Origin of the sequence: Arthrobacter sp. 2YAF22_2, from assembly GCF_052114645.1 — a bacterium.
GTDB lineage: Bacteria > Actinomycetota > Actinomycetes > Actinomycetales > Micrococcaceae > Arthrobacter.
The window spans coordinates 1-10,226 of sequence record NZ_JBFRFD010000060.1; the positions used below are offsets into that span (position 1 = coordinate 1).

The following is a 10,226-nucleotide window of genomic DNA, read 5'->3' on the forward strand; positions in this document are numbered from 1 at the left end:
GTACTGGCCTGTGCTGGTACTGGCCTGTGCTGGGCATGGTTTCGATGGACTTCCCCGGTTCCTGTCCGGCTTTGCCCTGGACGATGGTGCGGATGTACGTGATGCGTTCGCCCTTCTTGCCCGAGATGCGTGCCCAGTCGTCCGGGTTCGTGGTGTTGGGCATGTCCTCGTGCTCGCGGAACTCGTCGACGACGGCGCGCAGCAGATGGTCGATCCGCAGCCCCTTCTGCCCGGACGTCAGCAGGTCCTTGATGGCCGACTTCTTGGCCCGGTCCACCACGTTCTGGACCACGGCCCCGGAATTGAAGTCCTTGAAGTACAGCATCTCGGTGTCGCCGTTCGCGTAGGTCACCTCGAGGTACTCGTTGGACTTCTCGGTGGAGTACATGGCCTCCACGGTGCGCTGGATCATGGCATCCACGGTGGCCTGGACATCGCCGTCGTGCTCGGCGAGGTCGGAACTGTGGAACGGCAGGTCCGTGGTGATGTACTTGTTGAAGATGTCCGCCGCGGCTTCGGCGTCGGGGCGCTGGATCTTGACCTTCACATCCAGCCGGCCCGGCCGCAGGATGGCCGGATCGATCATGTCCTCCCGGTTGGAGGCGCCGATCACGATCACGTTGTCGAGCCGCTCCACGCCGTCGATCTCRCTGAGCAACTGCGGCACGATCGTGGTCTCGACGTCCGAGGAGATGCCGGTGCCGCGGGTGCGGAACAGCGAGTCCATCTCATCGAAGAACACCACCACCGGGCTCCCCTCGGAGGCCTTCTCCCGGGCGCGGGCGAAGATCAGCCGGATGTGCCGTTCGGTTTCGCCGACGTACTTGTCCAGCAGTTCCGGACCCTTGATGTTCAGGAAGTAGCTCTTCATGTCGGTCTTGCCGGCCCGCTCGGCGGCGCGGGCGGCCAGCGAGTTGGCCACGGCCTTGGCGATCAGGGTCTTGCCGCAGCCCGGCGGCCCGTACAGCAGGATGCCCTTGGGGGCCTTGAGCCCGTGCTCCCGGTACAGATCGGGGTGCAGGAACGGCAGCTCAACGGCGTCGCGGATCTGTTCGATCTGCGGGCCCAAGCCGCCAATGTCCTGGTAGGTGATATCCGGGACTTCTTCGAGGACAAGGTTCTCGACTTCGGACCGTGGAATCTTCTCCAGCGCGTACCCGGTGCGGGTGTCGATCGAAAGCGCATCGCCAACCCGCAGCTTCTGCGCCAGGAGGGCCCCGGAGAGCCGGATCACCCGCTCCTCGTCGGCGCGGCCAACTACGAGGGCGCGGTCTGAGCCCAGCAGTTCCTTCAACGTGACGAGGTCGCCGGCCCGCTCATAGCCGAGCCCGGCCACCACCAGCAGGGCCTCGTTGAGCAGGACCTCCTGGCCGACGGCGAGCTGGTTGAGGTTGACCAGCGGGCTGATCCCCACCCGCATCTTGCGGCCCGCGTTGAAGATGTCCACGGACTCTTCGGTGGCGGCCTGCCCGCTGTTGCCGGGCGCCGGGTGCCGCTTCGGGTTGAGCTGCAGGACCGTGCCGAAACTGTACGGCGGCTGGCCCTCCTGGTCCAGGGCGTTCTTCAGCCGCAGGATCTCGGCCTTGGCCGTTTCCAGCATCCCGACCAGTTTGGAGTTGTTCTGCGTGGCGGCCGCGAGTTGACGGTCGATGTGGCGGAGTTTGTCGCGCAGGATGTTGACCTGGCGTTCGGCCACGGACAGTTCACTGTCCGCAAAGCGGTCGACGTCGGCCGCCGACGGCTCGGTCCGCCCGGCAGCGGCAGCCGCCAGGGCCTCTTCCTCGGCCGGTGTGCGGCCACGGTCGTTGCTCGGAGTCTCCATCGTTCATCAGCCCCTTCAGTACCTCTATTAAGACCTTAGCCCCAAGAGGTGGCACGCCGCTGAAGACTTCCGAAATGCGGACTAGTTCGTAACCTCGGGGGTGTCCTTGACGTTCGTGCCGGCGATCGCGTCGCGTGCCGCCCGCCGCAGTTTCTTGTCCGACACTGCCCGCTCGCCGACGGCGCCCGGGGTCCAGGCGTTGACATCCTCGGCGTCGAAGTCGGTCTTGGACGGCCGGCGCTTGACCGAGATGCCTGTAACGCCGTCGGCCAACCGGCGGGTGACCAGCAGGAACCCGGTGTGCGCCACCATGCGGTGGTCCGGGCGGACGGCGAGGCCCTCCAGGTGCCAGCCGCGGACCATGGACTCCCAGGCATCCGGCTCGGTGAAGCGGCCGTCGGCGCGGATGGCCTCTGCGGTCCGGGAAAGCTGCGTCACGGTCGCGACATAGTTGATCCAGACGCCGCCGGGAGCCAGCACGGTGGCGACGGCGTCGAGGCATTCCCAGGGGGCAAGCATGTCCAGGACCACGCGGTCCACGGAACCCGGCTTCTCCGTCCGGACGACCTCCTCCTGGAAGTCGCCGAGGCTGATCTGCCACGCCGGGTGCGGGCCGCCGAAGATCGTCTCGACGTTGCCGCGGGCGATGTCCGCGAATTCCTCACGCCGTTCGAATGAGTGCAGGTAGCCGTTGTCCCCGACCGCACGCAGCAGCGAGATGGACAGCGCGCCGGAGCCGACGCCGGCCTCGACCACCCGGGCGCCGGGGAAAATGTCCGCCATGGTGACGATCTGGCCGGCATCTTTGGGGTACACCACGGCGGCGCCGCGCGGCATCGAGAGCACGAAATCGGAGAGCAGCGGTCGCAGGGTCTGGTACTGCTGGCCGACGTTGTTGACCACGACCGAGCCGTCCGGCTGGCCGATGATCTCGTCGTGGTTGAGGAAACCGCGGTGCGTGTGGAAGGCCCCGCCGGCCTCGAGGCTGATGGTGTTCATCCGGCCTCGTTCGTCCGTGAGCTGCACCCGCTCGCCTTCGCGGAACGGTCCGCGGCGCCGGGCTGCGCCCACCGGCGGCTTGCCCGTTGTGGTGGGTGTGCTCGTGGTGTCCCCTGCGGGGATGTCGCTGCTCATGGAATGTTCCTCGCTCCTGTAAAGCTGGGCGGCCGCGGTGATAGCGGCGGGCGCCGGCCCGTGGTCGTGGGCCGGATAATTCGCGACCGGCAGGTAACTCTACCGGTTCGGGTCCTAATTACGGCCCTCGGTCCCTGCCCGGGCGCCCGCCGTTCCTTGCTGCCGTTTGCCCGTGAGGGCGTTCAGGACGGTGAGCTGGCGGAGCAGCCCGGTGACGGTTCCGGCGTCGTCGACGACGGCGTAGTCGGAGCCTTCGAGTTGAGCAAGGTAGGCCAGCAGCTCGGCCCCGCGGTCAGTTGCCTTGACGTAGGCGCCGGCAGCCAACGGGTACGCGACGGCGGAGGCCGGGGTCGCGGCCGCGAGGGCCGCGGGAACCTGAGCGGCGGCAGCGTCGTCGACGACGGCGGCGGGCCGTTCGTCCGGACCGTAGAGCACGACGGCGGGGACTCCGGCGCCCGAATAGCGCAGCACGTCAGCGACGGTGGCGGTAGCCGGCAGGCCGATGGCCGGCTCGGCGAGGGCGGCGGCGTCGACCAGGTGCAGCCGGCTCCGGTACCGGGCCTGCTGAATGGAGGCCGACGCGCCCATCCAGAGGAAGCCGCCCACCAGGACGGTGATGAGCATGAGGGAGGTGTCCGGTTGGTTGCCGCTGAGCAACGGCAGCGCGACGAACCATGCGGCGATGGCGATCACGATGATCCTGCCGGTCCAGCCTGCCGCGATGGTGCCTTTCTCGCGGTTGCCGGTGGCTTTCCAGACCGCGGATTCGACCAGCCGGCCGCCGTCCAGCGGCAGCCCGGGCAGGACGTTGAAGATACCGATCAGCAGGTTGGCCCACACGAAGATGTTCGCCAGGGTGTCAGCGACTCCGGCCAGCTGGCCGCCGGTGAGCAGCAGCCAGCCGCCGGCGGCGAGGGCGAGGTTCGCGGCGGGCCCGGCCAGGGCCACAAGCACCGATTTGCCCGGCGAAGCGGTGAAGTCTTCGAACTGGGTGTGGCCGCCCCAGAGGTTGAGGACGATCTTGCGGGTGGGCCAGCGGTACATCCGTGCGGTGAGCGCGTGGGCCAGTTCGTGGACCAGGACCGAGATCAGCAGTAGCACCGAATAGGCGAACGCCACGAGGTAGGCGCTGACGCCCAGCCGCGGGTCGTTGTGCGCCAGGACCGGCCCATAGACGATGACCGTGAACGCCGCGATGGCGAACCACGAATAGGCCAGCACCACGGGAATGCCGGCGATCTTGCCGAGCGGGATCCCGCCGCGCAGCGAGAAGGGACGCTCCTCGGTGCTCTGCTGGGTGTTTTGCGGTTCAGTCAAGGCCGGCTCCGACGAATTCGTGCCGGAGGGAGATGAGTTCCTGCAGATCGGCAACGGTGCGTCCGGCCAGGGTGTCCCAAGTGGCGCGGCGCGGGTCGTCGGCGAGCGGGACAATATGCGGAATGGCCACCGTGACGACGCCGGAGGCCACCGCTGCCGCGACTCCTGGTTCCGAGTCTTCGAGGGCAACACAATGGCGGTGATCCAGCTCGGGGTCGTGCTGCTGCAGGAGTTCAACCGCCCTCAGGTAGGCCTCGGGGTGCGGTTTGCCCTGCGTGATAGTGTCCCCGGTAACGAGGAACTCGAAATAGGGCTTGGGCAGGCTGGCGACGATCTCGCGGGCCAGGGGTGCCTCGGACATCGTTACGAGGGCGCAGCGGACGCCGGCCGTGTGCAGCGCGTCCAGCAGCTCCCGCGCGCCGGGACGCCAGGGCACGGACTCGCGGACCTTGCTGACGACATAGCCGGTGAGGGTATCGATGATGTCGCGGGCCTCCAGCTCCACCCCGGCTTCCTGGAGGATGCCTGCCGAGTAGACGAGCGACTGCCCGACGAGCTGCATGGCTTTATCGTGCGACCACTCTCCGCCATGGGCGGCCACCAGGGCGTGTTCGGCTTCAATCCAGTACCGTTCGGTGTCCACGATCGTGCCATCCATGTCCCAGAGCGCGGCTTTGAGCAGTGGCTGGGAGGCTGTGGATCGCATGCCCTCAAGTCTACGGGGTGGCCCCGGTTCGCCGTCCCGGGCTACGCCGTCGGCGAATTTCCGGCGCCCTTCGGTGCCCGCCTCCCTGCGCTCCCCCGTGTCTTGGAAGTAGGGTGAAGACATGAATAGCTTCGAGCCAGACCCCACGGACACGGGCGTCACGCCTGAGCCTGAGCGGTTGTTGCAGCCCGTGCCCGAGGGCCAGCGCATCACGGTGATGCTTGCGGCCTTCGAAGGGTGGAACGACGCCGGCGAAGCGGCGAGCGACGCATTGCGGTACCTGAACAAGCTTTGGGGCGGCAAGAAGGCCGGTTCGATCGATGCGGACGAGTACTACGACTTCCAGTTCACCCGGCCCACCATCCGGCGGACGGCCTCCGGGGAACGGAAGATCAAGTGGCCGTCCACCCRGATTTTCAAGGCGAGCGTCCCGGGCTCGAATGTGGACGTCATCTTCGTCCAGGGCACCGAGCCGTCCTATAAGTGGCGCGCCTACACGGCCGAGCTGCTGGTGCACGCCGAAGCGCTGAAGGTGGACTACGTGATCCTGGTCGGTGCCTTGCTGGCGGACGTACCGCACAGCCGCCCCATCCCGGTCAGCGCCTCCACCGACGACGCCGCGCTGCGGGAGCGGATGGACCTGGAAGCCTCGCAGTACGAGGGACCCGTGGGGATCGTTGGCGTGCTCGGGGAGGTGGCCCTGCTCGCCGGCCTGCCTACCATCTCGCTCTGGGCGGCCGTACCGCACTACGTGGCCCAGGCGCCCTCGCCCAAGGCCCAGCTGGCCCTCCTGCACCGGATCGAGGAACTGCTGCAGGTTCCGCTGGATACCCACGAGCTGGTCGAAGACGCCGACGCGTGGGAACGCGGCGTGGACGAACTCGCCACCGAGGACCCCGAGATCGCCGCCTATGTGCGCCAATTGGAGGAAGCCAAGGACACCGCGGATCTCCCCGAGGCCAGCGGCGAGTCGATCGCGCGGGAATTCGAGCGCTACCTCAAGCGCCGGGGCAAGGACAAGCCCTAAACGGTAGCCCGGGCCCAGCCCGGGCTACCGCTTAGACAGGCCTAGCTACAGTTCGACGCCGAGCAACGCATCGACGGCGTCGCCTACCAGGGCCGCGTCCGCGGCTGATCCGGCTGATCCGGCCGGACCGCCTGCTACGGCGGCCAGCGCTTCGAAGGCCCAGGCATCCACTGCTGCCAGTGCACGCGGGGCATCGAGGTCGTCCGAGAGAGCTGCCCGCAACTCCGCCAGGAGAGGGGCGGCCGACCCTGCGGGGGCCACCTCGACGGCGGCACGCCACGTCTTCAGCCTGTCCTTGGCCGCGGCGAAGCCTTCATCGGTCCAGGACCAGTCGCTGCGGTAGTGGTGTGCCAGGATGGCGAGCCGGATCGCGCCGGGCTCCTCGCCGGCGGCGCGGAGCTTCGACACCAGGACGAGGTTCCCCTTGGATTTGCTCATCTTTTCGCCGTCGAGGCCCACCATGCCGGCATGCGCGAAGTGCTTCGCCAGCGGTTTTCCGGTCAGGGAGTAGGCATGGCCGGCTCCCATTTCGTGGTGCGGGAAAACGAGGTCGGAACCGCCGCCTTGGACCGTGAACGGCGCGGGCAGATATTGCTGCGCGATTACGGTGCATTCGATGTGCCAGCCGGGGCGCCCCTCCCCCAGTTCGCCACCCGGCCAGCTGGGCTCACCCTCCCGGGCGACCCGCCAGAGTAGCGGGTCCAAGGCCTGGCGTTTCCCGGCACGGCCGGGGTCGCCGCCGCGCTCGGCGAACAGTTCGAGCATCTCGGCGTCGGAGAGCCCGGAGATGGACCCCAGCGTCCACGCGTCGGGCGCCTCGACCGAGTGCTTTCCGGCCGCTTCGACGTCGTAATAGATATCGCCGTCCGGTTCTCCGGCGGCGCCGGCGACCGCGTAGGCCAGGCCGCGCTGCAGGAGCGACTCGATCGCGGGAACGATCCGCGGGATCGCTTCGACGGCACCCACGTAGTTGTCCGGCGCCAGCACGTTCAGGGCTTCCATATCGGTCTGGAACAACTCGATTTGGCTGGCCGCGAGGTCTCGCCAGTCCACGCCGGTCGCCGTCGCCCGTTCCAGCAGCGGGTCGTCGACGTCGGTAACGTTCTGCACGTAGGCAACCTGCTGGCGACCGTCGCGCCAGGCCCGGTTGAGCAGATCGAAGGCCACGTAGCTGGCCGCGTGCCCCATGTGGGTGGCGTCGTACGGGGTGATTCCGCAGACATACATGGACTGGTTCCCCGTCGCTTCAAGGGTGACGACGCCGCGCTTGACGGTGTCGAAGAGTCGCAGCGCGGGCATGCTGCCCGGGAGTTGGGGAACAGGGCGGGAGGTCCAGGATTTCACATCCCAAGCCTAGTGCTAGGCGCTGATGACATTGAAACCGAGCAGCAAGTAGAGCGCGAGGCCGAGGAAGATCCGGTACCAGACGAAGATCCGGTAGCTGTTGGTGGAGACGTATCGAAGGAACCAGCCGATGATGACGTAGCCCACCACGAAGGCGATCACGGTGGCGAGGCCGGTCTCGGGCAGGCCGTAGGGGCCGGTGATGCCTTCCTTCGAGACGACCTTGTACAACTGGTAGAGGCCGCTGCCGAAGACGGCCGGAATGGCCAGCAGGAAGGAGTACCGCRCCGCGGCTTCGCGGGTGTACCCCATCAGCAGGCCGGCGGTGATGGTGCCGCCGGAGCGTGACACCCCGGGGATCAATGCCATCGCCTGCGCCAGCCCGAAGAAGATGCCGTGCTTGTAGGTGAGCTGCGTGAGGTCCCGTTCCTGGCGCCCGACGGCGTCCGCGACCGCGAGGATCATGCCGAAGACGATCAGCGTGGTGGCGACGACCCACAGGCTGCGGAGCACTGATTCAATCTGGTCCTGGAAGAGCAGGCCCAGGACGATGATCGGGAGGCTGCCCAGGATCACGAGCCAGCCCATCCGCGCGTCCGGGTCCTGCCGGGACACCTTACCGGTCAGGGAGCCGAACCAGGCCCTCACAATCCGAACGATGTCACGCCAGAAGTAGACGATGACTGCCGTCTCGGTGCCCAACTGGGTGATGGCGGTGAACGCTGCCCCGGGGTCGGCGGCGTCGGGCAGGAAGGCCCCCACGATCCGCAGATGGGCGCTTGAAGAAATGGGGAGGAATTCTGTCAGTCCCTGCACAAGGCCCAGAAAGGCCGCTTCTAACCAGTTCACGTTTATAGACCCTACGGTATGCAGGGTCTGGAGCATCGTAAGCTTGCAGGCATGCAGCAGCGTTATGTCGGCAACAGTGGGTTGCGAGTCTCGTCCCTATCCCTTGGCACCATGTCGTGGGCCGGTGAGACCGATGAACAGGATGCATCCGGCCTGCTCCGCGCCTTTGTTGACGGGGGCGGCACGCTGATCGACACCGCGGCTTCCTACTCCGGTGGCAGGGCCGAGGCCTTGCTCGGCGGCATGCTGGGCGACGTCGTTGCCCGCTCTGAAGTGGTGATCTCCACCAAAGCCGGCCTGACGACGTCGGGCGGCCGGCACAGCGTCGACACGTCCCGCAACGGGATGCTGTCCGGCCTCGATGCGAGCCTCGCGCGGCTGGGCACCGACTATGTGGACATCTGGTTCGCCCAGGCCTGGGATCCGAACGTGCCGCTGGAGGAAACCCTGTCCGCACTGGACTTCGCGGTGCGCTCCGGCCGGGCACGCTACGCCGGTGTATCCAATTTCAGCGGCTGGCAGACCGCCAAGGCGGCCGCGGTGGCGGGTTTCCCGCTGGTCGCCTGCCAGGCCGAGTACTCACTGGTGCGGCGCCAGGCCGAAGCCGAATTGATCCCCGCCCTCGAAGACGCCGGGCTCGGCCTGATGGCGTGGGCACCCCTGGGACGCGGCGTCCTGACTGGGAAGTACCGCGGGCACATTCCGGCCGACTCGCGGGCCGCGCACCAGACGCTGGCCAGCTACGTCGAGCCATACCTCGAAGGCAACGCCTCGAGCGTCGTTGAAGCAGTGGCGATGGCGGCCAAGGGGCTCGGCCGTACCGCCTTGGACGTGTCGCTGAGTTGGCTGCTGTCCCAACACGGAGTGGCCACGGCCGTGGTGGGTGCCCGGACGCCAGTCCAGTTGAAGGAAATCATGGACGCGGTGCTGACGCCGCTGCCGCCGGAGATTGCCACCGCACTCGAGGACGTCTCCAGCCCCGCCTGATCCCCCACGGCCGCGGGTAACGATCATTTGGCTCCAAGGCCGCCAAGACCATCTCCGCCGCTGAGGCCTGCCTTGGTCTTGGCCGGCCCACAGGACCCCCGTCCGATTGGCCCACGAACCGGGAAATCTGCGGTCTTCAGGGTCGTGTCCCCACCAAAGATGGCACCATGGGGACATGACTCCTGCTCACGGGTTTGCGGACTCCTTTCGACGTCCCCGGCCGGTCCAACCCAAGGCCGGTCAAGAATCGGTGTGGGACTACCCGCGGCCGCCCAGGGTGGAGCCGCGAACGGAACGGGTCATCGTGCGGCTCGGCGGCCAGGTGATTGCCGACACCACCGATGCGGTCCGCGTCCTGGAGACGAGTCATCCTCCTGTCTACTACTTGCCGTTGGACTCATTCCCGCCCGGTGCACTCGTTCCGGTTGAAGGCACCAGCTATTGCGAGTTCAAGGGCGAAGCGCACTACTTCGACGTCGTGGCCGGCGGCGTCACCGCCCCCCGGTCCGGGTGGGCCTACCCCGACCCAACCCGCGGTTTCGAGGCGCTCAGCACCCGGGTGGCCATCTACCCGGCTCGCATGGACTCCTGCGAGGTCGACGGCGAGCAGGTGACCTTCCAAGAGGGCGGCTTCTACGGCGGTTGGATCACGGCGCAGATCGTTGGTCCGTTCAAGGGTGGCCCCGGTACGGCCGGGTGGTGAGCTCTAGCGAGGGACGAAGTTCACGGCCTCGTAGTGTTCGACCAGCGGGAACGGCTCGTAGAACCTGTGCAGAATGTCCTGCCACTCCTGGTACTGCGGGGAGCCCCTGAAACCGTTGGTGTGGTCTTCCAAACCAGCGGTTGTGGATTCCGGAACTCGACCGCACGGATCACCAATGCCGCTTGGCARCGCTTCATGATCGGAAGTAGTGGTTTCGTCTGGGTTGTTGGCGGGGGTCGAGGTGGGGTGGCGGGATGAACCAGGGGATGCCGGCGCGGGGTTGGATGGTCCAGTGTTCCTTGTGGATCAGGTGGTGGTGGTGGGAGCAGAGCAGGAC

General features: G+C 67.3%; 10 protein-coding genes. 3 read left to right on the top strand and 7 right to left on the bottom strand.

Going from position 1 to position 10,226, the window contains the following annotated elements; all coding sequences use genetic code 11:
- From arc to AB4Y86_RS04265, 4 genes are all read right to left on the bottom strand, one after another.
- On the bottom strand, positions 1–1,822 hold a 1,822-nt coding region (gene arc / locus AB4Y86_RS04250), incomplete at its 3' end, for a proteasome ATPase (RefSeq protein WP_441400375.1).
- Between the two features lie 81 nt (positions 1,823–1,903).
- Positions 1,904–2,956, bottom strand: coding sequence for a tRNA (adenine-N1)-methyltransferase (locus AB4Y86_RS04255; protein ID WP_441400377.1), 1,053 nt, complete (start codon positions 2,954–2,956; stop codon positions 1,904–1,906).
- 114 nt (positions 2,957–3,070) lie between these two features.
- The gene (locus tag AB4Y86_RS04260) at positions 3,071–4,273 is read right to left on the bottom strand and encodes a site-2 protease family protein (protein WP_441400379.1); all 1,203 of its coding nucleotides are present in this window, start codon (positions 4,271–4,273) and stop codon (positions 3,071–3,073) included.
- Positions 4,266–4,979 (bottom strand): HAD family hydrolase, encoded by a 714-nt coding sequence (locus tag AB4Y86_RS04265; protein ID WP_441400393.1) that lies wholly within the window; start codon positions 4,977–4,979, stop codon positions 4,266–4,268. The genes AB4Y86_RS04260 and AB4Y86_RS04265 overlap by 8 nt, the downstream gene beginning before the upstream one ends.
- Positions 4,980–5,100: 121 nt before the next feature.
- Here AB4Y86_RS04265 and AB4Y86_RS04270 point away from each other — a divergent pair, with 121 nt between their 5' ends.
- Positions 5,101–6,006: a PAC2 family protein gene (locus tag AB4Y86_RS04270; protein WP_441400381.1), complete on the top strand. Its 906-nt coding sequence runs from the start codon at positions 5,101–5,103 to the stop codon at positions 6,004–6,006.
- A gap of 45 nt (positions 6,007–6,051) precedes the next feature.
- Here the strand turns inward: AB4Y86_RS04270 and mshC are convergent, their stop codons facing one another.
- Positions 6,052–7,350 (bottom strand): cysteine--1-D-myo-inosityl 2-amino-2-deoxy-alpha-D-glucopyranoside ligase, encoded by a 1,299-nt coding sequence (gene mshC / locus AB4Y86_RS04275; RefSeq protein WP_441400383.1) that lies wholly within the window; start codon positions 7,348–7,350, stop codon positions 6,052–6,054.
- Between the two features lie 15 nt (positions 7,351–7,365).
- A complete protein-coding gene (locus AB4Y86_RS04280) occupies positions 7,366–8,199 on the bottom strand; it encodes an undecaprenyl-diphosphate phosphatase (RefSeq protein WP_441400385.1) in 834 nt (277 codons plus the stop codon).
- Between the two features lie 51 nt (positions 8,200–8,250).
- Between AB4Y86_RS04280 and AB4Y86_RS04285 the strand changes: the two genes are divergently transcribed.
- Positions 8,251–9,186, top strand: a complete 936-nt coding sequence (locus AB4Y86_RS04285; protein WP_441400387.1) for an aldo/keto reductase — start codon at positions 8,251–8,253, stop codon at positions 9,184–9,186.
- 175 nt (positions 9,187–9,361) lie between these two features.
- Positions 9,362–9,889 (top strand): DUF427 domain-containing protein, encoded by a 528-nt coding sequence (locus AB4Y86_RS04290; RefSeq protein ID WP_441400389.1) that lies wholly within the window; start codon positions 9,362–9,364, stop codon positions 9,887–9,889.
- Between the two features lie 3 nt (positions 9,890–9,892).
- On the opposite strand, the gene AB4Y86_RS04295 is transcribed toward AB4Y86_RS04290, so the two are convergent.
- Positions 9,893–10,021: a hypothetical protein gene (locus AB4Y86_RS04295; protein WP_441400391.1), complete on the bottom strand. Its 129-nt coding sequence runs from the start codon at positions 10,019–10,021 to the stop codon at positions 9,893–9,895.
- Positions 10,022–10,226 lie beyond the last annotated feature (205 nt).

What these genes read in the sequence shown, in the direction of transcription:
- AB4Y86_RS04285 (WP_441400387.1), top strand. Translation starts at nt 8,251, where the DNA reads ATGCAGCAGCGTTATGTCGGCAACAGTGGGTTGCGAGTCTCGTCCCTA.
- AB4Y86_RS04265 (WP_441400393.1), bottom strand. Translation starts at nt 4,979, where the DNA reads ATGCGATCCACAGCCTCCCAGCCACTGCTCAAAGCCGCGCTCTGGGAC.
- AB4Y86_RS04290 (WP_441400389.1), top strand. Translation starts at nt 9,362, where the DNA reads ATGACTCCTGCTCACGGGTTTGCGGACTCCTTTCGACGTCCCCGGCCG.
- AB4Y86_RS04255 (WP_441400377.1), bottom strand. Translation starts at nt 2,956, where the DNA reads ATGAGCAGCGACATCCCCGCAGGGGACACCACGAGCACACCCACCACA.